22 protein-coding genes are annotated in these 24,109 nt (G+C 72.1%); 7 read left to right on the forward strand and 15 right to left on the reverse strand.

Annotated elements, in window-relative coordinates:
* Window positions 1–85: 85 nt before the first annotated feature.
* The 4 genes from OG448_RS03380 to OG448_RS03395 all read right to left on the reverse strand — a co-directional run bounded on the left by OG448_RS03380 (window position 86) and on the right by OG448_RS03395 (window position 5,731).
* The gene (locus tag OG448_RS03380; protein WP_405551434.1) at window positions 86–2,404 is read right to left on the reverse strand and encodes a GH92 family glycosyl hydrolase; all 2,319 of its coding nucleotides are present in this window, start codon (window positions 2,402–2,404) and stop codon (window positions 86–88) included.
* Window positions 2,405–2,528: 124 nt separating this feature from the next.
* On the reverse strand, window positions 2,529–3,749 hold the full coding sequence (glgC, locus tag OG448_RS03385; RefSeq protein ID WP_391293908.1) for a glucose-1-phosphate adenylyltransferase: 1,221 nt from the start codon (window positions 3,747–3,749) through the stop codon (window positions 2,529–2,531).
* Window positions 3,750–3,801: 52 nt separating this feature from the next.
* Window positions 3,802–4,953 (reverse strand): glycogen synthase, encoded by a 1,152-nt coding sequence (gene glgA, locus OG448_RS03390; RefSeq protein WP_405551435.1) that lies wholly within the window; start codon window positions 4,951–4,953, stop codon window positions 3,802–3,804.
* A 40-nt stretch (window positions 4,954–4,993) separates the two neighbouring features.
* Window positions 4,994–5,731 (reverse strand): (2Fe-2S)-binding protein, encoded by a 738-nt coding sequence (locus tag OG448_RS03395; protein WP_405558655.1) that lies wholly within the window; start codon window positions 5,729–5,731, stop codon window positions 4,994–4,996.
* A gap of 214 nt (window positions 5,732–5,945) precedes the next feature.
* On the opposite strand from OG448_RS03395, the gene OG448_RS03400 reads away from it, so the two are divergent.
* Window positions 5,946–6,980 (forward strand): DMT family transporter, encoded by a 1,035-nt coding sequence (locus OG448_RS03400; RefSeq protein ID WP_405551436.1) that lies wholly within the window; start codon window positions 5,946–5,948, stop codon window positions 6,978–6,980.
* Window positions 6,981–6,983: 3 nt separating this feature from the next.
* Here OG448_RS03400 and OG448_RS03405 read toward each other — a convergent pair whose 3' ends face one another.
* Window positions 6,984–8,177, reverse strand: a complete 1,194-nt coding sequence (locus OG448_RS03405; protein ID WP_405551437.1) for a transglycosylase family protein — start codon at window positions 8,175–8,177, stop codon at window positions 6,984–6,986.
* Window positions 8,178–8,461: 284 nt separating this feature from the next.
* Here OG448_RS03405 and gndA point away from each other — a divergent pair, with 284 nt between their 5' ends.
* Entirely contained in the window at window positions 8,462–9,901 is a 1,440-nt protein-coding gene (gene gndA / locus OG448_RS03410; protein ID WP_405551438.1) for an NADP-dependent phosphogluconate dehydrogenase, read from the forward strand.
* Between the two features lie 548 nt (window positions 9,902–10,449).
* Here gndA and OG448_RS03415 read toward each other — a convergent pair.
* Together OG448_RS03415 and panD are read right to left on the reverse strand one after the other, a co-directional pair.
* On the reverse strand, window positions 10,450–10,779 hold the full coding sequence (locus OG448_RS03415) for a GNAT family N-acetyltransferase (RefSeq protein WP_405551439.1): 330 nt from the start codon (window positions 10,777–10,779) through the stop codon (window positions 10,450–10,452).
* Window positions 10,780–10,810: 31 nt separating this feature from the next.
* Window positions 10,811–11,230 carry an aspartate 1-decarboxylase gene (gene panD, locus OG448_RS03420; protein ID WP_405551440.1) on the reverse strand — a complete coding sequence of 140 codons (420 nt, stop codon included), beginning with the start codon at window positions 11,228–11,230 and terminating at the stop codon, window positions 10,811–10,813.
* 303 nt (window positions 11,231–11,533) lie between these two features.
* On the opposite strand from panD, the gene OG448_RS03425 reads away from it, so the two are divergent.
* Both OG448_RS03425 and OG448_RS03430 read left to right on the forward strand, forming a co-directional pair.
* Complete coding sequence (locus tag OG448_RS03425) at window positions 11,534–12,199, forward strand: DUF4232 domain-containing protein (RefSeq protein WP_405551441.1); 666 nt, start codon at window positions 11,534–11,536, stop codon at window positions 12,197–12,199.
* A gap of 181 nt (window positions 12,200–12,380) precedes the next feature.
* Window positions 12,381–13,571, forward strand: coding sequence for an FAD-dependent monooxygenase (locus OG448_RS03430; protein ID WP_405551442.1), 1,191 nt, complete (start codon window positions 12,381–12,383; stop codon window positions 13,569–13,571).
* Window position 13,572: 1 nt separating this feature from the next.
* Here the strand turns inward: OG448_RS03430 and OG448_RS03435 are convergent, their stop codons facing one another.
* The 6 genes from OG448_RS03435 to OG448_RS03460 all read right to left on the reverse strand — a co-directional run bounded on the left by OG448_RS03435 (window position 13,573) and on the right by OG448_RS03460 (window position 18,642).
* Entirely contained in the window at window positions 13,573–14,403 is an 831-nt protein-coding gene (locus OG448_RS03435; RefSeq protein ID WP_405551443.1) for a sterol desaturase family protein, read from the reverse strand.
* On the reverse strand, window positions 14,400–15,119 hold the full coding sequence (locus OG448_RS03440; protein WP_405551444.1) for a FadR/GntR family transcriptional regulator: 720 nt from the start codon (window positions 15,117–15,119) through the stop codon (window positions 14,400–14,402). Before OG448_RS03440 ends, OG448_RS03435 begins: the two co-directional genes overlap by 4 nt.
* An 80-nt stretch (window positions 15,120–15,199) precedes the next feature.
* Window positions 15,200–16,351: a galactonate dehydratase gene (gene dgoD / locus OG448_RS03445; protein ID WP_405551445.1), complete on the reverse strand. Its 1,152-nt coding sequence runs from the start codon at window positions 16,349–16,351 to the stop codon at window positions 15,200–15,202.
* 33 nt (window positions 16,352–16,384) lie between these two features.
* Window positions 16,385–16,996, reverse strand: coding sequence for a bifunctional 4-hydroxy-2-oxoglutarate aldolase/2-dehydro-3-deoxy-phosphogluconate aldolase (locus tag OG448_RS03450; RefSeq protein WP_405551446.1), 612 nt, complete (start codon window positions 16,994–16,996; stop codon window positions 16,385–16,387).
* Window positions 16,984–17,730: an IclR family transcriptional regulator gene (locus OG448_RS03455; RefSeq protein ID WP_405551447.1), complete on the reverse strand. Its 747-nt coding sequence runs from the start codon at window positions 17,728–17,730 to the stop codon at window positions 16,984–16,986. Before OG448_RS03455 ends, OG448_RS03450 begins: the two co-directional genes overlap by 13 nt.
* A 3-nt stretch (window positions 17,731–17,733) precedes the next feature.
* Entirely contained in the window at window positions 17,734–18,642 is a 909-nt protein-coding gene (locus tag OG448_RS03460; protein WP_405551448.1) for a sugar kinase, read from the reverse strand.
* Window positions 18,643–18,768: 126 nt separating this feature from the next.
* On the opposite strand from OG448_RS03460, the gene OG448_RS03465 reads away from it, so the two are divergent.
* Window positions 18,769–20,118, forward strand: coding sequence for an MFS transporter (locus OG448_RS03465; RefSeq protein ID WP_405551449.1), 1,350 nt, complete (start codon window positions 18,769–18,771; stop codon window positions 20,116–20,118).
* Here the strand turns inward: OG448_RS03465 and OG448_RS03470 are convergent.
* Complete coding sequence (locus OG448_RS03470; protein WP_405551450.1) at window positions 20,102–20,428, reverse strand: STAS domain-containing protein; 327 nt, start codon at window positions 20,426–20,428, stop codon at window positions 20,102–20,104. The genes OG448_RS03465 and OG448_RS03470 overlap by 17 nt on opposite strands.
* A 323-nt stretch (window positions 20,429–20,751) precedes the next feature.
* On the opposite strand from OG448_RS03470, the gene OG448_RS03475 reads away from it, so the two are divergent.
* Both OG448_RS03475 and OG448_RS03480 read left to right on the forward strand, forming a co-directional pair.
* Window positions 20,752–22,113 carry a sugar porter family MFS transporter gene (locus OG448_RS03475; RefSeq protein WP_405551451.1) on the forward strand — a complete coding sequence of 454 codons (1,362 nt, stop codon included), beginning with the start codon at window positions 20,752–20,754 and terminating at the stop codon, window positions 22,111–22,113.
* A gap of 60 nt (window positions 22,114–22,173) precedes the next feature.
* Window positions 22,174–23,175 carry a helix-turn-helix transcriptional regulator gene (locus OG448_RS03480; protein WP_405551452.1) on the forward strand — a complete coding sequence of 334 codons (1,002 nt, stop codon included), beginning with the start codon at window positions 22,174–22,176 and terminating at the stop codon, window positions 23,173–23,175.
* Here OG448_RS03480 and OG448_RS03485 read toward each other — a convergent pair.
* Window positions 23,166–24,104, reverse strand: a complete 939-nt coding sequence (locus tag OG448_RS03485) for an SDR family oxidoreductase (RefSeq protein WP_405551453.1) — start codon at window positions 24,102–24,104, stop codon at window positions 23,166–23,168. The genes OG448_RS03480 and OG448_RS03485 overlap by 10 nt on opposite strands.
* Window positions 24,105–24,109 lie beyond the last annotated feature (5 nt).

Consider the following 24,109-nt stretch of genomic DNA (forward strand, 5'->3'; position numbering starts at 1 on the left):
CGGTCAAGTGCGATCAGGTTACGTACAGTTAACAACGGATAAAGTCCCGCCCTCCGAAAAGGGCGGGACTCGGCAGACCCGGAGGTCACTTCAGTGCCGGGGGCGCCGCCTCGGGTGCCGTACCCCACTCGGACGGGCGCGGGCCGACCGTGAACGCGAGCGTCCGCAGCGAGCGCAGGGCGCGGGTGGTCAGGTAGGTGCGGTCGTGCGCGGTGCGGTCGGTGCGGACGCCCTGGATGTAGCGGTCGGCCGCCGAGGTGCCGGGGGCGGTGACGGTGAGGGCGCCGGTGGGCCAGTAGCGGCGGTCCAGGGTGAGGTCGATGCGGTCGAAGACGGGGGTGGACAGGCCCCAGGTGGCGTAGCCGGGCTGGACCGGGAAGACACCGATGGACGACAGCACGTTCCAGGCGGACATGGTGCCGAGGTCGTCGTTGCCGGTCATGCCGGCCGGGGTGTCGGTGAACAGGGTCAGCGCCGCGTGCACCACGTCGGTGGTCTTCCAGGGCTGGCCGGTGGAGAGGTAGGTGTAGGGCGCGATCAGGTCGGGCTCGTTCTGCGGGTTGTACTTGTCGGCGCCGTAGTAGTCGTACGCGTTGCCGTGCACCCACACCTGGCGGGCCGTCGTCTCGGGGTCGGCGAGGAGCCGGTCGTAGGCGAAGAAGGCGTCCAGGCGCCGTTCTGCCGCCTCCTTGCCGCCGATCAGGCCGATCAGACGGGGCAGGTCCTGCGGCACCAGCCACTGGTACTGCCAGGACGTGCCCTCGTGGAAGCCCACACTCTTGGCCGGGTCGGCCGGTCCGGTGAAGGCGCCGGAGGCGTCGCGGGCGCGGAAGAAGCCGGTCGTGGGGTCGAAGAGGTTGCGGTAGTTCCGGGACCGGGCGGCGTAGCGGGCGGCGTCGTCCGGGTGGCCGAGGGCGCGGGCCATCTGGGCGAGCATGGCGTCGGAGAGGGCGTACTCCAGGGTGACGGAGGCGCCGAAGTGGTAGTCGGAGTCACCGGCCTTGGCGTACGGGCGGCCCTTGACGTAGGGCGCGAAGCCGTGGGCCAGGTACTCGGCGTTGGCCTCCCGGCCGACGCCCGGATACGTGGCGGGCGGCACGCCGTCGGCGTTCTTCTTCAGGGCTTGGTAGGCCCGGTCCTCGAATCCCTTCAGCAGGCCGAGGTGGAAGGCGGTGGTGAGGAAGGGGGTCACCGGGTCGCCGGTCATGATGTTGGTCTCGGCGGGTCCGTATCCCCACTTGGGCAGCCAGCCGCCGTCCTCGTCGATCCGGACCACCGAGCGCGCCATGTCGCGGGCCTCGTGCGGGGCGAGCAGGGCGAGGAGCTGGGCCTGGGTGCGGTAGGTGTCCCACAGGGACCAGTTCTGGTAGTAGGTGAAGCCCCGCGCGCGGTGCGGCTTCTGATCCCAGCCCAGGTAGCGGCCGTCGGCGTCGCTGCCGATGTTGGGCGCGAGGAACGAGCGGTACAGCGAGGAGTAGAAGGTCCGGCGCAGCGCCGGGTCCCCGCCACGCGCCCGGACGGTCGAGAGCCGCTTCTCCCACTCCTCGCGGGCCCGCCGACGTACGGTGTCGAACGAAGTCCCGCCCTCGGCACGCAGGTTGGCGGCGGCACCGCGCGCGTCGACGTACGACAGCGCCGTGGTCGCCTCGACCGTACGGTCCTCGGTGGTGTCGAACCGGACGTACGCCCCGCCCGTCCCGGTCCGCGCCCCGGCGGTGACCGCGCCGGAGTCCCAGGCGCCGTACGCGGTGAAGGGGCGGCTGAACCGGGTGACGGTGTACACGGTGTACGGGCCGGTGTCCCGGCAGAAGCCGTGGCCGGAGATCTTCGTGCGTACGGTGCGGTCGTCGAGGACCTCGACCTCGGCGCCGCCCGGTTTGTGCAGCGACTGGGCGGCGTTGAGCAGGACGTTGGCCTGCTTCGTGGCCGGGAAGGTGTAGCGCTGGACGCCGGTGCGGGCGGTGGCGGTGAGTTCGGCGCGGATGCCGGTGCCGAGGCCGACGCGGTAGTAGCCGGGGCTCGCCTCCTCGTCGTCGTGGGAGAAGGCGGCGGCGTAGCGGGCGTTGTCGGTGGCGGTGACCTCGCCGGTGGTGGGCAGGACGGGGAGGTCGCCGCCGATGGGGCAGCCGACGCCGGAGACATGGAGCAGGGAGAAGCCGCGGATGTGGTCCTGGGTGTGGTCGTAGCCCGTTCTGTGCCCGGTGTCCGGGGAGAGCTGCACCATGCCGAACGGCACGGCGGCGCCGGGGAAGGTGTTGCCCTCGTTCTGGGTCCCGATGAACGGGTTGACCAGATCGGTGAGGTGGCCGTCGGACGGTTCGGCGGCGCGGGCGGGGGTGGCGGCCAGCGCGGACGCTGCCATCACCCCGGCCAGGCACAGCCGGGTGCGCCGGGTCCCTCTCATGTCGGATGACCTCCGCTGGTTCGACGTCGTTGCCTGCATCGTGCGGGGCGAACGGCGTGAACTCGGGCATCCGGGACGGTTCGAGGGCGGCGCGTCGCGGGGTCTGCCGGTTTCCGGCGGTGGGTCAGGTGACGAGTTGGCCCTTGCCCAGGGCGATCACCCCGCCCTGGGACACGGTGTACAGCTCGGCGTCGCGGTCCGGGTTGACCCCGATGGTCGCGCCGGGCGGGACCTCCACGTTCTTGTCCAGCACCGCACCCCGCACCACCGCGCCCCGGCCGACGCGCACGTTGTCGTGCAGCACCGAGCCCTGGACGACGGCGCCGGGGTCGACGCGCACGCCGGGCGAGAGCACCGAGCGGCTGACCTGGCCGCGGATGAGGCAGCCGGCGCTGACGATGGAATCGCTGGCGATGCCTCCCGCGCTGAACCGGGCCGGGGAGAGCTGGCCCGAGTGGGTGTAGATCGGCCACTGGGTGTTGTACAGGTTGAACGCGGGCCGCTCGGCGATCAGGTCCATGTGCGACTCGTAGTAGGCGTCGAGGGTGCCGACGTCCCGCCAGTAGCCCTGGTCGCGGGTGGTCTCGCCGGGGACGTGGTTGTCGTGGAAGTCGTAGAGCTGGGCCTCGCCGCGGCCGGTGAGCTGGGGGAGGATCGAGCCGCCCATGTCGTGGGCGGACTGCTCGTCCTCGGCGTCCCGCTGGAGGGCCTCGATGAGGACCTTGGTGGTGAAGACGTAGTTGCCCATGGAGGCGAAGACGCTGTTCGGGTCGTCCGGCAGGCCGGGCGGGTCGGTGGGCTTCTCCAGGAAGCGCTGCACCATGCGGCCGTCCGAGCCCGGCGTGATCACGCCGAACGACGAGGACTCCGCGCGGGGCACCCGGATACCGGCGACGGTGACGCCCGCGCCGCCCTCGATGTGCTGGCGAAGCATCTGCCGGGGGTCCATGCGGTAGACGTGGTCGGCGCCGAACACCGCGACGTACTCGGGCTGTTCGTCGTGGACCAGGTTGAGCGACTGGAGGATGGCGTCGGCGCTGCCGAGGTACCAGCGCGGGCCGAGGCGCTGCTGGGCGGGGACGGGGGTGACGTAGTTGCCGAGCAGGCTGGACATCCGCCAGGTGGTGGTGATGTGCCGGTCCAGCGAGTGCGACTTGTACTGGGTGAGCACGCAGATGCGCAGCACGTCGGCGTTGACCAGGTTGGACAGCACGAAGTCGACCAGCCGGTAGGTGCCGCCGAAGGTGACCGCGGGTTTGGCCCGGTCCGTGGTGAGCGGCATCAGCCGCTTGCCCTCACCGCCGGCCAGCACGATCCCGAGAACCGAAGGACCTCCTCGGCGCATGGCGCCTCCCCTCCCCTTGGTTGAACCCACTGATGCCCTGGCAGGGGCCCGGCTAAGCCTGCTTGCGGATCTCCTCGTACAGTCCCGCCGTGCGCCGGGCCACCGCGTCCCAGCCGAACTCCCCCACGGCGCGGGCCCGTCCGGCCTCCCCCATCCGCCGCGCGGCCACCGGGTCGGCGAGCACGGAGTCGAGCGCGCGGGCGAGGTTCCCCTCGAAGTCGCCGTCGGTGTCGACGAGCAGTCCGGTGCGGCCGTCGTCGACGACCTCGGGGATGCCCCCCACGCGGGAGGCGACGACCGGGGTGCCACAGGCCATGGCCTCCAGGTTGACGATGCCGAGCGGCTCGTAGACCGAGGGGCACACGAACACGGCCGCGTGGGTGAGGAGTTGGACGACCTCGGCGCGCGGCAGCATCTGCGGGATCCAGAAGACCCCGGCCCGGACGGCGCTGAGTTCCTGGAAGCGGTCCCGGAACTCCCGGTCGATCTCCGGGGTGTCGGGGGCGCCCGCGCAGAGCACGACCTGGGCTCGGGGGTCGATCTCCCGTACGGCGCGCAGCAGTTGGGGGACGCCCTTCTGCCGGGTGATGCGGCCGACGAACAGCACGTACGGCCGCTCCGGGTCGATGCCGTGCCTGCGCAGGGCGTCGGTGCCGGGGTCGGGGCGGTACAGGCGGGTGTCGATGCCGTTGTGCACGACGTGCACGCGGTCCGCGTCCAGCGCCGGGTAGCAGGCGAGGATGTCGTCGCGCATGGCGCCGGACACGGCGATCACGGCGTCCGCCGACTCGATCGCGGTGCGCTCGGCCCAGCTCGACAGGGCGTAGCCGCCGCCCAGTTGCTCGGCCTTCCAGGGGCGCAGCGGCTCCAGCGAGTGCGCGGTCGTCACGTGCGGGATGCCATAGAGCAGCTTGGCGAGGTGGCCGGCGAGGCCCGCGTACCAGGTGTGGGAGTGGACGAGGTCGCTGCCCTGAAGGGCGGCGGCCATGGAGAGGTCCACGGAGAAGGTGCGCAGGGCGTCGTTGGAGCCGTCGAGCACGGGCCACGGGCGGTGCCGTACGACGCCGACGCCTCTGCCCTCGCCCCAGCAGTGCACCTCCAGGTCCACGAGTTCGGCCAGCTCGCGGGCCAGGAACTCCACATGGACGCCCGCACCGCCGTAGACATCCGGGGGGTACTCACGCGTCAGCAGTCCCACTCGCACCCGGTGACCCCCTGGGTTTCGGCGGCAGTTCCCTTCATGGTCACCCAGAAGCGGCGCGCGGGGAAGAGCCCGGCGGGCGGCTGAAGCAGCAGTCCCCGCAGACGCCTCCGCCGGGAACCCGGTAGTAGAGGCAGCAGCTTCGGCGGCGGAACCCGTTGCCCGAGCGGACTCCGGTGTCGCGCAACAGGGGGTGCGCGAAGAGGGCGTTGGTGAGGTCGGCCGCCCTTTCGGCGATGTCCGTACGGGTGTTGAGGCGGGCCCACTGGTCCAGTTGCCGTGCCGCTCCGGCGAGGGCGGAGGCGGCGTTGCCCCACAGCAGGCCGGGGGCGACCCCGTACCGGCGGGTCAGGGCTTCCCCTAGGGGCTCCAGGTGGGCGTGCAGCACGGTGTCGGCGAGGGTGCCGGGGTCGCCGGGCAGCGGGCGGACCTCGGTCAGCCACAGGTCGTCGGGGGCGGTGACGGCGGCGTCCCAGCGCAGCAGGCGTGGGTCCAGGTCGGGCACCTGGCCGTACAGCGCGGCGCAGGCGAGCGCGGCCGACCAGAGGCGGGCGGCGAGGCCCTGCTGGGCCAGGGAGGCGCAGACGCGGGGCTCACGCACGCCCAGCCGGTCCGCGACGACGGCCACCCTCTCCGCGAGGGCGTCGGTCTGAACGCCCGTCAACCGTCCCGCGTATGTCTGGTCGAGAGGAGGCGCGCTCAGGTCTGCGGGACCGCCGGTGCGCAGGACGAAGAAGCCGCCGAGCGGGCGCAACGCGGTGAGGCCGGGGTCGAGTTCCACGGTCAGCACTTGTACCAGTCCCCAAGTGGGCGGGCGTCCGGTCACCCCCCTTGGGGATGAGCGGGGCGCCTTCGTACTCCATCGGCAGTAGGACTCATCGCGTGCTCAGGGACGACGACTGATCGGGCACGAGCGGGCAGAGTGTCGGCATGGAAGCCGACCGTGCCCTGAGCCGGGCCCGCCTGCCGCTGGGACACGACGCGGGGAGCCGCAGATGAGCGCCCTCGCGTTGTCCGTGCTGCTGTCCTTCGTCTCCGCCGTCGCGTACGCGGGCGGTGCCGTCGTGCAGGAGCGCGTCGCGGACTCCTGCTCCGGTGAGCGGTTCGCGCCGCTGCGCAGGCCGGGGTGGTGGGCGGCGCTGGGGCTGAACGGCCTGGGCGGGGTGCTGCATGTCGTGGCGCTGGCCTTCGGCCCGCTGAGCCTGGTCCAGCCGCTGGGCGCGCTGACCATCGTCTTCGCACTGCCCATGGCGGCGCTGTTCGTCGGCCGCGGCGCCGGGGCGACGGCCTGGCGGGGCGCGGTGATGGCGACGGCCGGTCTCGCGGGCCTGCTCTCATTGATCGGTGCCTCCGGCGCGGGCTCCCTGGGGCCGGCGCAGCGGACGGCGCTGGCGCTGGTGACGGGCGGTGCGATCGTCGCGCTGATGGCGGCGGCGCGGGCCGCGCACCGGCATCCGGCGGTGCGCAGCGTGCTGCTGGCGACCGGCGCGGGTGCGGCGTTCGGCATGTCGTCGGTGTTCACCAAGACGGTCGCCGTCGACTGGAGCGCGGGCGCCGGTCTCGCCGGGCTGCCGTCCCTCGGCGTGATCGGCGTCCTCTCGGCGGCCGGGGTTTTCCTCTCCCAGTCGGCCTACCGGGACGGCGGCCTCGCCGCGCCCCTGGCCACGCTGACCGTGGTCAACCCGGTGCTGGCCGCCGTCGTCGGCATCGTCCTGTTCGGCGAGACCTTCCGGCACGGCACCACGGGCACGGTCCTGGCGCTGGGCTGCGCGGTGGTGACGGGCGGCGGGCTGATCCTGCTGACGACGGAGCGGCTGAGCGGCCCGGCGGGCCGGGAGGCGTCGGCGCCCGCTGTCCACTCGGACGCCGCGCGCGGGCCGGCCGTGCCGGGGTCGAGGTGGCCGGTGGACCCGGCCGCCCCGGTGCTCGCCTCCGTGGAGGCCGAGGACGCCGGGCGCGACCGGGACGACGACGACGGGGGCACCCCCGCCGGCCCTCGTTCCCTGCCCGACGTTCCCCTGTGCGCCTGACCGTCAGAGCTGGGCGCCGTGTGCCCGGAGGTAGGCGACCGGGTCGACGTCGCTGCCGAAGCCGGGCCCGGTGCGCACCTCGAAGTGCAGGTGGGGACCGGTGACGTTGCCGGTCGCACCGGACCGGCCGAGGCGCTGGCCGGCGCTCACGCTCTGACCGGACCGTACGGAGATCGCGGAGAGGTGGGCGTACTGCGAGTAGCGGCCGTCGTTGTGCCGTACGACGACCTGATAGCCGTACGAACCACCCCAGCCGGCCGAGACCACCAGGCCGTTGGAGATGGCATGGACCGAGGTGCCGGTGGGCACCAGGAAGTCGACGCCGGTGTGGTAGCCCTTCGACCAGTGCGAGCCGGCCGTGCGGTAGCTGGTGCCGATGGAGGCGTGCACGGGGGCGACGACGGTGTGCCCCGAGTGGCTCGAAGACGTCTTGTGCTCGGTGGCGGCCTTGCGCTGCGGCTTCGGCGCGGCCTTCTTCTCGGTCTTCTGCGGGTGCGTCCGGTGTTTCGGCGCGGCCGTGACGGGTGCCTTGGCGGCGCCGTGCAGGCTGAGCCGCTGGCCGGGGACGATCAGGTCGGGATCGGCGCCGATGACGGTGCGGTTGTCCTCGTAGAGGCCGCGCCAGCCTTCCCGCACCCGGTGTTCCCCGGCGATGCCGGACAGCGTGTCGCCGCGTACCACGGTGTACATCTCGGCGCGGCCGGCACGGGACTGCGGGGTGGTCTGCGGCCGTACGTCCTGGGCGGCGGCGGGTCTCGCCTGTTGCGTGGCCGACCTGGCCGGACGGCTCGGCGCGCTCTCGGTGCGGGGCGCGTTCCCCCCGCGGGCGAGTCCGGCGCGCGGGCCGCAGGCGGGCCAGGCGCCGGGACCCTGGCCGTCGAGGACCTTCTCGGCGACGGCGATCTGCTGCGCCCGGGTGGCCTGGTCGGCGCGGGGCGCGTACCGGGTGCCGCCGTACGCCTCCCAGGTGGAGCGGGTGAACTGGAGGCCGCCGAAGTAGCCGTTGCCGGTGTTGATGCTCCAGTTGCCGCTGGACTCGCAGGCCGCGACCTTGTTCCAGGTGGAGGCGTCCGCCGCGTCCGCGGTACCCGCCGCGACCAGCGGGATGGCGAGTCCGGCGCCGCCGGCGGTGACGGTGAGTGAGGCGCGGTTGATCCTGCTCGGCTGGTACCGGCGATGCCGGCCGCGTACGGCCATGGTCCGAAATCCCCTCGACATGCGTCAGGAGGGGCAAAAGTAAGCGCCGGGAACAGGCCAGGACAAGAGCGGAATCCGGCCTGTCCTGGGTTCAAGTGGCCGGAGACGGGCTTTGGTTGAGGTCGGAGCTGTCCGGCACCCCGTGAAGTGAGCCGAGACGGGTGCCACGTCCGTACTGATGCCTGGCGAGCCGGATGTGCGCTCGCCGGGGCGGCGCGACAGGATGGGCCGCAGGGCCCCCACCGACGGAGCCGCAGCAACGACGCAGCTAGGGAGCAGGCGGTATGAGCACACACGCGCAGATCGGCGTCACGGGCCTGGCGGTCATGGGCCGCAATCTCGCCCGGAACTTCGCGCGCAACGGCTATACGGTCGCCGTCCACAACCGCACGGCGTCGAAGACGCGCGAGCTGGTCGAGGAGTTCGGGGGCGAGGGCGAGTTCGTCCCCGCCGAGACCGCCAAGGAGTTCGTGGAGGCGCTGGAGCGGCCGCGCCGACTCGTGATCATGGTGAAGGCCGGTGAGCCGACGGACGCGGTGATCGAGGAGTTCGCGCCGCTGCTGGAGCCCGGCGACATGATCATCGACGGGGGCAACGCGCACTTCGCGGACACCCGGCGCCGGGAGCGGGAGCTGCGCGAGCAGGGCATCCACTTCGTGGGCACCGGTATCTCCGGCGGCGAGGAGGGCGCGCTCCACGGGCCGAGCATCATGCCGGGCGGCTCGGTGGAGTCGTACGACTCGCTGGGCCCGATGCTGGAGAAGATCTCCGCGAAGGCGGACGACGGCGCCCCCTGCGTGACGCACGTGGGTCCCGACGGCGCCGGCCACTTCGTGAAGATGGTGCACAACGGCATCGAGTACGCCGACATGCAACTCATCGGCGAGGCGTACCAGTTGCTGCGCGATGTCGCCGGGTACTCGCCCGCCGAGATCGCGGACATCTTCCGTACCTGGAACCAGGGACGGCTGGACTCCTACCTGATCGAGATCACCGCCGAGGTGCTGTCCCACGTGGACGCGGAGACCGGCAAGCCGTTCGTGGACGTGGTGGTCGACCAGGCCGAGCAGAAGGGCACCGGGCGCTGGACGGTGCAGATCGCGCTCGACCTGGGCGTGCCGGTGTCGGGCATCGCCGAGGCCGTCTTCGCCCGCTCCCTCTCCGGGCACGCGGCGCTGCGGGAGGCTTCGCGGGACCTCGTGGGACCGAAGCCGACGCCGCTGAGCAGGGAGGAGGCCGCCGCCTTCGCGGACAAGGTGGAGCAGGCGCTGTACGCCTCCAAGATCGTCTCGTACACCCAGGGTTTCCACGAGATCGCCGCCGGCAGCGCGGAGTACGACTGGGACATCGACCTCGGTGAGGTCGCCGCGATCTGGCGCGGGGGCTGCATCATCCGCGCCGCCTTCCTCGACCGCATCCGCGCCGCGTACGACGCCCGCGCCGACCTGCCGAGCCTCCTCTCCGACGAGACCTTCGCCCGGGAGATCGCGGACGCGCAGGACGACTGGCGGGAGGTCCTCGTCGCGGCGACCCGCCAGGGCGTACCGGCCCCCGGCTTCTCGGCCGCCCTCGCCTATTACGACGCCCTGCGCGCGGACCGCCTGCCGGCGGCGCTGACCCAGGGCCAGCGGGACTACTTCGGTGCGCACACGTATCGGCGGGTGGACAAGGAGGGGGCCTTCCACACGCTGTGGGGTGGGGGCCGGGAGGAGGTCGAGGCGTAAGCCTCCGGCGGATCGGCGGGTGCGAGTCTCGGGCTGACGCCCGGAGTGCGGGTGCGCGCTCGCTCCCGCAGCACGTCGGCCCGGCGTGGACGCGATGACGGGCAAGGGCGCCGCCAGGGATGACCCTGGCGGCGCCCTTGCCCGTGCTGGGGGCCTTTCGAGGGGCTGCTCGGTCGCGACGGCACCCACGGGTACCGAGGAGCCGGCCCGTACATCCCGCTCATCGACTCAGGGGCGGGCCGGGCTCCGGGTTCGGTACGGGCTCCGGACCCGGCGGGACGGGCGACGGGGCGGGGCCGGGAGGCACCGGGCCCGGCGCCGGAGGAGTGGGCCCCGGGCCGGGGACCGGAGGCGTCGGCTCGGGGCCGGGCTCGGGCGGCGGCACCGGGGTGGGGTACGGGTCCGGCGGGGTGGGGCCGGGGCCAGGGCCGGGTGCCGGGGGGACTGGGTCGGGGTTCGGCTGGGTCATGACTGCCTCCGTGCGGTCGCCGGACTTCATGGTGACCACCTCCCGACTACCCGCCGCACACCACCCCACTCCCCCGCGGTCAGCGACGCACCTGCTCCTTCGCGGCAGCGACCAGCGCGGGATCGGCGGCGGGAGCCTCGTCGGGATGCCGCTCGGCCCAGGAGACGACGTAGGGGCACAGCGGAGCGACGGGCACTCCCTCCCGCCCCGCGAGCGCGTACAGCTCACGGGCGAGCGACCCCGCGATGCCCTTGCCCTCGTGGGCGGGCTCCACGATGGTGTGAACGGGAACCAGAGCGCGCGCGGGCGATTCCAGCACGAAGTACTCGATGCGCCCGACGACTTCGCCTCCGGCGACGGCCTCGAGGCGGCCCGCCGCCCGGTCGTCACGGATCTCGACACCACTCATGGGCACGCACGCTCCTGTTCGTCGTCCACGCTCAGGCCGAAACGGCCTGCGGACTGCGCTGCTGGTCGGAGCCGGGTACGGGCTCGGACGGGTCGGCGCCGAGGGACACGATCCGGTTGTCCCCGTCGACATGCACGACCCTGGGCTTCAGATCCCGCGCCTCGGCGTCGGAGACCTGAGCGTAGCTGATGATGATCACCAGGTCGCCGGGCTGTACGAGGTGCGCGGCGGCTCCGTTGATCCCGATCACCCCGGACCCGCGCTCGCCCTCGATGACGTATGTCTCCAGGCGGGCGCCGTTGGTGATGTCCACGATGTGCACCAGCTCGCCGGGCAGCAGATCGGCCGCCTCCAGCAGCTCGGCGTCGATCGTCACCGATCCCACGTAGTGCAGGTCGGCCTGGGTGACGGTGGCACGGTGGATCTTGGACTTGAACATGGTGCGCAGCATCGAAACACTCCGAGATGTAGGCTCCCTGCCTGCGTTTTTGCAGGTCAAGTGCTATCTCCACACTTTACAACGAGTCGCATGAAAAGGCGGCCGTCTTCAGGTTTCGCCGTCGCCGCAGAGGGGCGGCGAGGAAAACCGGCGTGCCCGCGGCCCGACCGCCTCGTTACCGAATACGGACATACCTCGGTGAACGACGCCCACCCCGGCGTCATCTCACGGGGTGCAGCGAAACAGCCGAGGCGGCACCCTCCTGCTCCCGCAGGAGGGTGCCGTGTACCGACAGACCATGGGGGAGTTTTCATCATGACCACGCAACGTGCCCGCCGTACCACCCGTTCCGCCGCCCTGGCCGCCGCCACCGCCGCGCTGGCGCTCGGCCTGACCGCCTGCGGCGGCTCCGACGACGGTTCGAAGGCGGCAGGCGACGACCACACCGCCGGTACCTCGCTGAGCAAGGGCAGCGGGGAAGGCGCCGGCAGCACGGGTGGCCGCGGGGAGGGGGCGCGCTCGGCGACCGTCTCGAACAAGGACACCACGGCCGCCGCTCGGCAGTGCCGCGGAGACGAGATGCTGGTCACCGCGGTGCACCGGTTCGCGGGTGAGCAGGGCGACCACCTGCTCGTCACCGCGTCGAACGAGGGCAACACGCCCTGCTGGGTCACCTCGTACCCGGCCGTGAAGCTCGGCGGGGACGTCGACGCTGCCACGCTGCCGCACTCGAAGAAGGACAATCCGGGCGGCGACAAGCACATCACGCTCCCGCCCGGAGGCAAGGCGTACAGCGCGGTGAACCTCTTCGACTACGGCTCGAAGAACCACACGGCGCAGTCGTTCGCCATCGCGCTGCGCGGCTCGGACGGCCACACCGGGCCCTTCTACTCCGTCGACACCAAGGGCGAGAAGCCGAAGTTCACCTGGAACGAGGCCGACGTGCTGAACTGGAACACCGAGAAGCCTTACGACTTCTGACGCCACCTCTGCCAACGAAACCCCCTTGCGGGCGGTGTCCGCGAGGGGGGCGGCGTACGTGGCCGGGGTCATGCCGGGCCGCGAAGTCGTCGCGGTCGATCATGCTGTCCACCGGCGACAGCCTGGAAGACGCGGAAAACGGGCCGCATCCGCTCGGGCCACGACAGGCGAAGGGGTAGCCATGAGGAACCACGTCACTCCCCATGCCCTCGTCTCCGGTGCCAGCATCGCCGGTCTCTCCGCCGCCTACTGGCTGCGCCGCACCGGCTGGGAGGTCACCGTGGTCGAGCGCGCGCCCGCCTTCCGCGACGGTGGGCAGAACGTGGACGTGCGGGGCGTCGCGCGCGAGGTGCTGGACCGGATGGGGCTCTTCGACGCGGTGAAGGCGCTGAACACCACCGAGACCGGTGCGGTGTTCGTGGACGGGCGGGGCAGGGTGACCGCCGAACTGCCCTCCGACGGGCCGGACGGCGCCACGGCCGAACTGGAGGTCCTGCGCGGCGACTTCGCCCGCGCCATCCTCGACCACCTGCCCGACGGCGTCGAGATCGTCTACGGCGACACGATCAGTGACACCGCCGAGGACGAGGACGACGACTCGGTCACCGTCACCACCGCAGCCGGCCGCGTCCTCCGCGCGGACCTCCTCGTGATCGCCGAGGGCGTCCGCTCGGCCACCCGGGACCGGCTCTTCGACGGGCTGGTGGACCGCCGCGCGCTCGGGGTCGACATGGTGTTCGGCACCATCCCGCGCACCGAAGCCGACGACGACCGCTGGCGCTGGTACAGCACGGTCGGCGGCCGGCAGGTCCATCTGCGGCCCGACAACCACGGCACCACCCGCGCCATCCTCTCCTACCCCCGTGACGAGGACCTCGCCTCGCTCGACCGCGACCAGGCGCTGGCCCGCGTCCGCACCCGGTATGCCGGCGCGGGCTGGGAGGCGGAGCGTGTGCTGGACGGGTTCGACGCCTCCGAGGACGTGTACATCGACGGTCTCACCCAGATCCGCATGCCCACCTGGCACCGTGGCCGGGTCTGCCTCGTGGGCGACGCCGCCTGGTGTGTCACCCCCATGGGAGGAGGCGGCGCGTCACTCGCGCTGACCAGCGGCTACGTCCTGGCCGCCTGTCTCTCCGCCGCGGACACCGAGGCCGCCCTCACCGCGTACGAGAGCTGGATGCGGCCGCTGGTCGACTCCGTGCAGAAGCTCCCGCCCGGCGTCGTACGGCTCGCCTACCCCCGGACCCGGCTCGGGCTCGCCCTGCGGACGCTGGTCATGCGGGCCCTCACCTCCCCGCTCCTCGCACCGGTCACCGCCCGGCTCACCCGTGTCGCGGACACGGACCGCCCGTTGCCGCCGATCGCCTGAGTCAGCGCGGCGCCGGTGCCCAGCCGGGCGGGCCCAGCAGATACCCGGCGCGGTCGCGCCAGGTGCGGGCCGCGCGGACGTCGCGCCAGGTGGCCGCGTACTCGTGGAAGGCGACGCGGAGCGGGTGGTGGGTCTCGATGTTCTTGGTCAGGCCGTAGACCACACGCTCGCCCTCGGCCTCGAAGGTGCCCAGCAGGCGGTCCCAGACGATGAGGATGCCGCCGTAATTGCGGTCCAGGTAGACGTGGTTGGAGCCGTGGTGCGCGCGGTGGTGGGACGGGGTGTTGAAGACCCACTCCACCGGGCGCCATAGCTTGTCCACCCGCTCGGTGTGCAGGAAGAACTGGTAGATCAGGCTGACCGACTGCTGGAGCAGGATCATCCACGGCGGTACGCCGAGCAGCGCGAGCGGCAGCCAGAACGGCAGCGTCGTCATCGGCGTCCAGCTCTGCCGGAGCGCGGTCGACAGGTTGAAGCGCAGACTGGAGTGGTGCACCACATGGCTCGCCCACAGCACCCGCACCCGGTGGTGGGCGCGGTGGAAGACGTAGTACGCCAGGTCGTCGGCGAAGAACAGCAGCAGCCAGGTCCACGGGGAGGCCGGGGAGAGGTGCCAGGGGGCGGCGGTGAAGGCGGCGGCGAACACCACGACCGTCACCGCCTTCCACGGCAGCCCGATCACCTGGCTCCCGGCGCCCATGGACATGCTGGTGACGGTGTCGCGCAGCTCGTAGCCGCGTTCGTCGTCGTCGGGGAGGAAGCGGTACGACAGCGCCTCCACGAGGACCAGGAGCACGAACGCGGGTATCGCGTAGACGACGGCCGGGATCATGTCGGTTTCACCGCTTCCGGGGCTTCGGTGGGGACGCTGCGGGACAGCAGCTCGCGGGCGAGCCGTTCGGCGGCGTGGGACTCACGGGCGGCGATCAGCGTGCCGAGCCGCAAGTGGGCCTCCACATCCAGGAGTTCGTCGGCACGCAGGGCGTCCGGTACTTCCGCGACCGGGAGCGCGCCGGTGACCAGGCTGTTGAAGGCCAGCAGGTAGGCGATGTTCCCGGAGCCCTCCACGATCAGCCGCCACCACGCGACGTCCGCCTCGGCCAACTCATCCAGATCCGGGCCCTGTACGGCGTACCGGCTCGCGCTCTCCACGATGTGCGAGGCGGCCCGGTCGGAGCAGCGCAGCGCGCACAGCCGGGCGGCGTCGGCCCCGATGCAGGCGCGCATCTCCAGTGCGTCACGGGTGAGTTCGGCGATCGTGGGGCCGCTGTCGGCCGCCGCGATGCCCAGGGCGAGGTCGAGTCCGGCGGTGCGCCGCCAGTCCAGGACAAGGGTGCGGCCGCCGTGGCTGACCTCGATCAGCCGGGCCTGCTGGAGCCGCTTCACGGCCTCGCGGACCGCGTGCCGGTTCACCCCGAACTCGGCCGCGAGGTCGCGTTCGGCGGTGAGCGGGGCGCCGGGCGGGGGCGTGCCGCCGAGAATCCGGTCGCGGAGTACGGCGTAGAGCTGGTCGGAGACCGCCTCACGCCGCACGGGTAAGGGAGTCATGGCGAACAGAGTGGGTGACGGCCGGGGGCTGGTCAACTGGTTGGACCAGATGGGCCGTCACCCCCTTCGTCATGCCGGGCTCACCACTCCGCGAAGGAGCCGTCCGTGTGCCGCCACACCGGGTTGTGCCAACGGTGGCCCTTCTCCGCGGCCTTGGCGACGGCGTCCTCGTCGATCTCGATGCCGAGGCCGGGCGCGGTCAGCCGGGCCATGTGGCCGTCGGTGGTGTCGAAGTCGAAGACGGAGGTGTCGACGAGGTAGTCGCCGAGATCGGAGCCGACGTTGTAGTGGATGCCGAGGCTGGTCTCCTGGATGAAGGCGTTCGGGCTGGCGAAGTCCACCTGGAGGCAGGCCGCGAGGGCGATGGGGCCCAGCGGGCAGTGCGGGGCGAGTCCCACGCCGTGCACCTCGGCCTGGGCCGCGATCCGGCGCACCTCGGAGATGCCGCCGGCGTGCGAGAGGTCGGGCTGGGCGAGCGCGACGCCGGAGCGCAGTACCGGGTCGAAGTCCCAGCGGGAGTAGAGGCGTTCGCCGGTGGCGACCGGGATGCTGGTGGCGGCGGTGAACTCGGCGTACTGAGAGGTGAGTTCGGGCAGCAGCGGCTCCTCGATGAACATCGGCCGGAGCGGCTCCAGGGCGCGGGCGAGCTGCTTGGCGAGGGCGGGCGAGGTGCGGCCGTGGAAGTCGATGGCGACGTCCCCGTCCTCGCCCATCACCTCGCGCACGGAGGCGACGCGGGCGAGGACGGCGTCGATCTCGCGGGAGGTCTCCAGGTGCTTGAGCCGACCGCCGACGTTCATCTTCACGGCACGGTAGCCCTGTTCGAGGCGCTGGGCCGCGTGCTCAGCGGCCTCGCTCGGGTCGTCGCCGCCGATCCAGGAGTACATCCGCATCCGGTCCCGGACGGCGCCACCGAGCAGGTCGTGCACCGGGACACCGTGGTACTTGCCCTTGATGTCCCACAGTGCCTGGTCGATGCCGGACACGGCGGACGACAGGACGGGCCCGCCCCGGTAGAAGCCGCCCTTGGTCATGACCTGCCAGTGGTCCTCGATGCGCAGCGGGTCCTGGCCGATGAGGTGATCGGCGAGTTCGTCGACGGCGGCGGCGACAGTGTGGGCGCGGCCCTCGACCACGGGCTCGCCCCAGCCGGTTATCCCCTCGTCCGTCTCGATCTTCAGGAAGAGCCAGCGGGGGGCGACGAGGTAGGTCGTGAGTGTGGTGATCTTCATGGGTGCGGCGGCTCCTGTCTGAGTGCGGTTGGTTCAGGGCTTCAAGAGGGCGGCCAGGGAGTGGAGTTGCTCGGGATCTTCGAGTGCCGAGCCGACGGCGACGACCTTGGCACCCGCCGCCAGGTACGCGGCCGCGTTCGACGCGTCGATGCCACCGGTGGCCACGAACGGCACCTCGGGGAAGGGCCCGCGCATGGCGCGGAACCAGTCGGGGCCGAGCACGCTCGCCGGGAACGCCTTCAGCCAGTCCAGGCCCAGTGCCCGCGCCGCCTGCACATCGGTGGCCGTCGCCACGCCGGGCAGATGTGGCAGCCCGGCGTCGAGGCTGGCCCGCGCCACCTCGGCGTCGAACCCCGGCGCCACGGTGAAGGCCGCTCCGGCCGACACCGCCCACGCCAGCCGCTCCGCCGTGGTGACGGTGCCCGCGCCGACCGGCTTGCCGCGCTCGGCGCCCGCGGCCACCACGGCGGCGAGGACCTCCGCGGCCTCCCGGCTCTGCACCGGCACCTCGACGCACTCGATGCCCAGGTCCCAGGCGCGGGTGGCCAGTTGGACGGACTTTTCGAGCGGCATCCCGCGCAGGATCGCCATCACGGGCGCCTTCGCGAAGATCCGGTCGAAGGACAGGGGGTTCACGGTCGCCATCCCAGCTCCCTGGAGATCGTCTCTGCGGTGGTCGTCAGCTCGGGCAGCACGTCCCGCTCCAGCGCGGTCAGGTCCGCCTTCGCCTTGAGCGCGGTCACGGAGACCGCCGCGATCACGTCGCCGCCGCTGTCCCGTACGGGTACGGCGACACAGTTCACGTAGTCCTCGTACTCGCCGTCGTCCACGGCGAAGCCGCGCGCGCGGGTCTCGTCCAGCGCCTTCCGGTAGGCGGCCGGGTCGGTGATCGTGGTGCCGGTGTGCGGGGCGAAGTCGCAGGTGGCGAGCAGGGCTTCGGCGGTGGGGCGCGGTACGTGGGCGAGGATCGCCTTGGCGACACCGGCGGTGTGCAAGGTCACGGGGCGGCCGATCTGGGAGTACAGGCGTACTCCGTCCACCGGGTCGACCTTGTCGACGTAGACGATCTGCCCGCCCTCCAGCGCGGCCAGGTGCACGGTGTGCCCGCAGTGTTCGCCCAGCGTGCGCAGGTGGCCGGCCGCGATCTCCTTGAGCCCGAACTGCTCCAGGGCGAGTTGGGCGAGTCCGGCGAGCCGGTGCCCCACCGCGTACCGCCCGTCGGGCAGCCGCCGCGCCAGTCCGCCGTCGGTCAGCGACTCCAGGATGCGCAGCGCGGTCGACCGGTGCACGCCGAGATGGTCGCCCACCTCGGTCTGGGTACGGGGTCCTCGGGCGATGAACTCCAGGATGTCGATGGCCCGTCTCACCGTCTGTGACATGGCTCAGGTCCCTTCCAAGGTGTCGGCGGGCACATAGTCCTCGATGCTGCGCAGGGTGCGCCCGGCCAGGCGGTGACCGAGGGCGAGCCGCTCGGCGGAGCCCGAACCGTGCAGGAATCCGCTCAGGTAACCGGCGGCGAAGGCGTCTCCGGCGCCGACCGCCTCGATGACCTCGATGGCGGGGGCGGGGACGAACTTCCGCCCAGTCCCCGCGAATTCGGTGGCTCCGACCTCGCCGTCCTTCACGACCAGCGTGCCGCGAGGCGCGAGGTGGGCATGGATCTCCTCCGCCGTGGCGGCTCCCCACAGCCGCTCACCCTCGTCCCGGCCGACGAACACGAGGTCGGCCCGGCGGGCCAGGTCGCGCAATGCCGTCGCCGCGTGCTCCAGCGAACTCCACAGCGCCGATCGATGGTTCACGTCGAAGGACACCAACACCCCCGCCTGCGAAGCCCGTTCCATGAGCAGCTCCACCAGCTCCGCGCATCCCTCCGACAACGCGGGCGTGATTCCCGTCAGATGCAGCAGCCTGGCCCCGGCCAGGTCGACGCGCTCGGCATCCGTGGGCCCCATCCGGGAGGCGGCCGAGCCGCGCCGGTAGTAGTGCACCCGGGTGCCGTCCGGCCCAGGGTCCTTCAGGTAGAGGCCGGTTGGCGCGTCCGGGTCGACCCGGACTCCACCGACGTCCACCCCACACCCGGCGACCACCGCGACGATCCGCCGCCCGAGCGGGTCGTCCCCGACCCGGCTCACCCACGCCGACCGGTGCCCCAGGTCGGCCAGGTACTGCGCCACCGTCGACTCGGCCCCCGCAACGGCGAGCCGCAACTCCCGGCTGCGTTCCAGTCCTTCGCCGTCGGCCGGGGTGACCTGCGCCATCGTCTCGCCGAGGCAGACCGTCGTACCGGTCATCGCCATCCCCTCCATTGACATGCGGCTGTGGCCGTGAAGAACATTAGCAGCCCTTGCGCAACAGGCGTGCACATGTTGCAACATGCAGGGCGCACGAGTCCCCGACCGATGGTGAAAGGGAGTGCGATGAGCCCGACGACGAGCGCATCCGCCCGCCAGGAATCCGCCCCGCGCGCGCCGCTGAGCGCACGAGCACGTCAGCGCAGAACGGCCGCCGCGAGTGTCGTCGGGTCGATCCTGGAGTGGTACGACTTCTTCCTCTTCGGCGCCTGCGCCGCGATCGTCTTCAACAAGATCTTCTTCCCGTCGATCTCCCCCTTCGCGGCCACCCTGGCGTCCTTCGCCACCTTCGGACTCGGCTTCGCGGTACGCCCGGTCGGCGGGCTGCTCCTCGCCCACCTCGGGGACCGGGTGGGCCGCCGCCCGGTGCTGATCCTCACCGTGGTCCTGATGGGCGCGGGCACGCTGGCCATCGGCGCGCTGCCCACGTACCACCAGATCGGCGTCTGGGCCCCGGTACTGCTCGTGCTGTGCCGGATGATGCAGGGCTTCGGCGTCGGCGCCGAACTCGGCGGCGCGTACGTCATGTCGACGGAGGCCGCCCAGGAGCACAGGCGCGGCTTCTACGGATCACTGCCCGGCGCGGGCGAGTTCATCGGCGTGGTCATCGCGTCCGGCGCGGTCGCCGCCGTCTCCACGCTGCCCGAGGACGACTTCCTGAGCTGGGGCTGGCGCATCCCCTTCCTGGCCAGTGCCCTGGTCGTGGTGATCGCGCTGCTGACCCGTAACGCGGCGCCGGAGACGGAGCAGTTCGAGGCGGCCCGCGACAGCGGCAGGCGCGAGAAGCTGCCCGTGCTCGCCGCGATCAAGGCCCGGCCCAAGGCGATCGCGCTGCTCATCGGCTCCGGCTGCGCCACGGCCATCGCCTCGTACGCGATCCAGGGCTATCTGCCGAGTTACCTCACCAACCAGCTCGGCCTGTCGTCCGGCACGGCCGTGCTCGGCATCACCATCGCCTCGGCCGTCTCGATCCTCACCATCCCGCTGGCGGGCGCGCTGTCCGACCGGGTCGGGCGCAAGCCGGTGATGATCGGCGGGGCCGTGGCGATCACACTGTTCGCGTACCCGTTCTTCCTGATGGTGGACACGCGGGAACCCTGGCTGATCTACACGGCGATCACCGTCGCGTTCGCCCTCTTCCTCAACTCGATCTTCGCGGTCGCGGGCACCTTCTACGCCGAGTCGCTGCCCACCGAGGTCCGTTACAGCGGGCTGGTGTTCGTGCGCGAGATCAACGGCGTGATCTTCGCGGGGACTTCGCCCTTCATCGCCACCCTGCTGGTCGGCGCGGGCGGCGACCGGCCCTGGTACCTGGCCGGGTACATGGCGGCGGCCGGCCTGGCCAGCGCGCTGTGCACCTGGCGCCTGCCGGAGACCGCGCCGGCGCGCACCCAGGGCGCTACCGTGCGCGCGTGAGCCCGGCCTCGGCGGCCTCCGGGCTGGGGAAGGTGGGCAACACCTCGGCGGTGCCGGTCACTTGCAGCATGCGGTCCATGAACCGGTTGGTGCCCACCAGCCCGACCGGGCGCTGCCGCCGGATGGCGAGAAGGTGGTTGACGAGCAGGGAGTCCGCGAAGCTCAGGTGCCGGAGGTCGTACACGAGCGGGCCGGGGAAGAGCCGCAGGACGTCGGCGGTGGCGCGCTCGACACGGTCGATGAACGCCACGTCGAGTTCCCCGCGCAGCTCCATCACCCATACCGAGCCTCGCTGCGCGGAGGCGGACACTCCCGTTCCGCCCCCCTCGTGTTGTTGCTGGAAACACATGCGCACGAGCATTCCGCATCGCTTGACCCATGACAACATTGCGTGTCCACGCGAACACGCCACGTCATCAACTGGGACGGTCCGCCCCTTTCGGGTGCATCACCCGCTCTCGTCAGGGCAGACGTTCCCGAGTCCGGGCGCCGAGAGACCCGGATACGAAGGAATGGATCACGGTGTCAGTGCAGAGCGTGGATGACCGCCGCCCGAGCGGCTCACACGAAAGAAGGACAACAGGGGAGACCCGCCGGACGGACGGCTCCGGAGCGGGCGGCCTGAACGGGCACATGCTGATGGCGGCCGTCGTGTCGGCGATCAGCGGACTGCTCTACGGCTACGACACCGGCATCATCTCCGGCGCGCTGCTCCAGATCTCCGAGGAGTTCCACATCGGCAGCACCATGAAGGAGACCATCGCGGCCGGCATCCTGCTCGGCGCCGTGATCGGCTCCCTGGTGTGCAGCCGGCTGTGCGAGCGCTTCGGGCGGCACCGCACCATCCTGCTGATCTGCGGGATCTTCATCGCGGGCAGCCTGACCTGCGCCTTCGCCCCCAACGCGGTGGGGCTCGCCCTCGCCCGCGTCCTGCTCGGTTTCGCCGTCGGCGGCGCCACCCAGACCGTGCCGATGTACGTGGCCGAGCTGGCGCCCATGGCGATCCGCGGGCGGCTGGTGCTCTGCTTCCAGCTCGCCATCGGCGCGGGCATCGTCATCGCCACCATCGTCGGCGCGAGCGAGGCCGTGTCCTGGCGGGTGGCGATCGGCGCGGCCGCCGTACCGGCCCTGCTGATGCTGCTGGGCCAGTTGCGGCTGCCGGAGAGTCCCCGCTGGCTGATCCTGCGCCACGGGCGTGCGGACCGGGCGCGCGAGGTGCTCGAGGAGCTGCGTCCCGAGGGCTACGACGTGGAGGCCGAGCTGGACGAGATCACCGGCCTGGCCAGGCAGCAGGAGGACACCGACCGTGCCCGGCGGGGCTGGCGCGGGCTACGGCAGCCGTGGGTGCGCCCGGCGCTGATCGTCGGCTGCGGCATCGCGGCCTTCACCCAGCTCTCCGGCATCGAGATGATCATCTACTACGCCCCGACCATCCTCACCGACAACGGCTTCCCGCAGGCCGACGCGCTGCGGATCAGCGTGGCCCTCGGCGTGGTCTACCTGGTGATGATGATCGTCGGCCTGTGGATCGTCGACAAGGTCGGCCGTCGCAGGCTCACTCTGATCATGGTGCCCGGCGCCGCGCTCAGCCTGTTCGCCCTCGGCGCCCTGTACGTCACCGGCCACGGCACCCGTGCCTACGTCCCGGCGATCGTGGGCTGCCTGCTGGCCTTCATGTTCTTCAACGCCGGCGGTCTCCAGCTCATGGGCTGGCTCACCGGCTCGGAGATCCACCCGCTGTCGGTGCGGTCGGCCGCCACCAGCGTGCAGTCGGCCACCCTGTGGAGCACCAACCTGCTGATCACCCTCACCCTGCTGACCATGATCAGCGCCTTCGGTGTGGGCCAGGTGTTCTGGATCTACGCCCTCTTCAACGTCGCCGCCTGGCTGTTCGTGTGGCGGAGGATGCCGGAACTCACCGGGCGCAGCCTGGAGGACATCGAACGGCATCTGAAGGAGCGGAAGTTCCGGCCGCGCGACTTCGCCCGGTCCTGAACGCCCCCGGCCGGGGAGGCGCGGGACGCCCCCGCCTCCCCGGTGCACGATGCTTGACCCATGCGTGCCGCCCGTCTGATCCGCATGGCGCTTCTCGTCCAGTCCAGTCCCGGCCTGACCGCCGACGCCCTCGCCCGTGAACTGGACGTCTCCCGGCGTACGGTGATCCGCGACGCCCAGGCGCTCCAGGAGGCGGGCGTCCCCATCCGCGCCGAACGCGGCCGCGCGGGCGGCTACCACCTGGCGCCGGGCCACCGCACCCGGCTGACCACCCTCCACCCCACCGAGGCCGAGACCCTCTACCTCTCCGGCCTGCCCACCGCCCTGCGCGACCTCGGCCTGTCCGACGCGGCGGACACCGCCCGGCTGAAGCTCTCCGCCACCCTGCTCCCCTCGCTCCGCGCGGCGGCCGAGTCCTCGGTGCGCCGCTTCCACCTGGACGCCCCGGCCTGGTTCCGCGAGCCGTCGACACCCGAGCTGCTGCCGGAGCTGGCCCGCGCGGTGTGGTCCGACCGCACCGTCCGGATCACCTACGCGCGGCCGGGCCGGGTCGACGCGGTGACCCGCCTGCTGCAGCCGTACGGGCTCGTCCTGAAGGCGGGCGTCTGGTACGTCGTGGGCCGGGTCCCGGCCGGGCGGGACGGCGCCTGGCGCACGTACCGCGTCGACCGGGTCACGGCCCTCTCCCCCACCGACGACGAACCCTTCGTCCGCGACCCCGGCTTCGACCTGACCGAGCACTGGCGGGCGAACGCGGAGGCCTTCGCCCGCACGCTGCTGCGGACGACGGCCACCCTGCGCCTGACCGGGCGCGGGCTCGGCCGCCTGCCCGCCGTCGCGGACCCGGCCGGGGTCGCCGAGGCGCTGGCGTCCGCGAGCGGGCCGGACGCCGACGGCCGGGTCAGGGTCGAGCTGCCGGTGGAGTCGGAGGAGGTCGCGTTCGCGCAGCTCAGCGAGTTGGGCGCGGACGTGGAGGTGCTGGCCCCGGAGGGCCTGCGCGAACGCTTCCGCGCCCATGCGCGGGACCTCGCCGCGCTGTACGGCGTGGCCGGTCAGCGGTAGTCGTCGGGGGTGCCCTCCTTGCCGCCGAACTTGACCTCCTCGAAGTAGGCCCAGGCGTCCGGCCGGCTGCCGTCGGCGTCCGTCAGGTCGTAGGTCCGGGCGAGTTCCGCGCTGGAGGTGGACTTGCCGTTCCAGCGGGCGGCGCGCTCGGGGTCGGCGGCGAGGGCGGCGATTCCGCGGGCGAGGTAGGCGGGCGACTCGGCCGTGGCGAAGTCGGGTTCCTGGGCGGTGGCGTCGCGCCAGTTCTCCTCGGTCACGCCGAAGTGGCCGAGCATCTGCTCCGAGCGCAGGAAGCCGGGCGTGACGGCGACGGCCGTGCCGCCGTACTCCGCGAGTTCCTCGCCCAGGCCGAAGGCGATGCGGATGGGGGCGTTCTTGGCGAGGTCGTAGTAGAGGTTCTCCCGGTACCGGCGGTTGTAGACCGCCGTGCCGTCGGTGACCTCCACGTGCAGCGGGGCGTCGGAGCGGATCAGCAGCGGGAGGGCGAGCGCGGCGGTGATCACGTGCGAGCGCACGCCGAGTTCCAGGATGCGCAGGCCGTCGTCGAGCGGGGTCTCCCAGCTCTTCTTGCCGAAGACGGAGTTGACGAGCAGGTGTTCACCGCCCCAGAGGTCGTTGACGAGGATGTCGAGCCGACCCTGCTCGCGGTCGATCCGCCCGACGAGCGCCCGCACCTGCTCGGGGTCCAGATGGTCGGTGGGTACGGCGATACCGGTGCCCCCGGCCGCCGTGACCAGCTCCGCCGTCTCCTCGATGGTCTCGGTGGGCCGCCCGACTTCGCTGGCCCGCTCGCGGGTGGTGCGGCCGGTGACGTAGACGGTGGCTCCGGCGCTGCCCAGCTCGACGGCCATCGCCCGCCCGGCGCCACGGGTGGCCCCGGCGACGAGTGCGATGCGGCCGGCGAGCGGTGTGGTGAGGTCTTTGGTCATGCTTC

It is taken from the genome of Streptomyces sp. NBC_01171 (assembly GCF_045039805.1).
Taxonomy (GTDB): domain Bacteria; phylum Actinomycetota; class Actinomycetes; order Streptomycetales; family Streptomycetaceae; genus Streptomyces.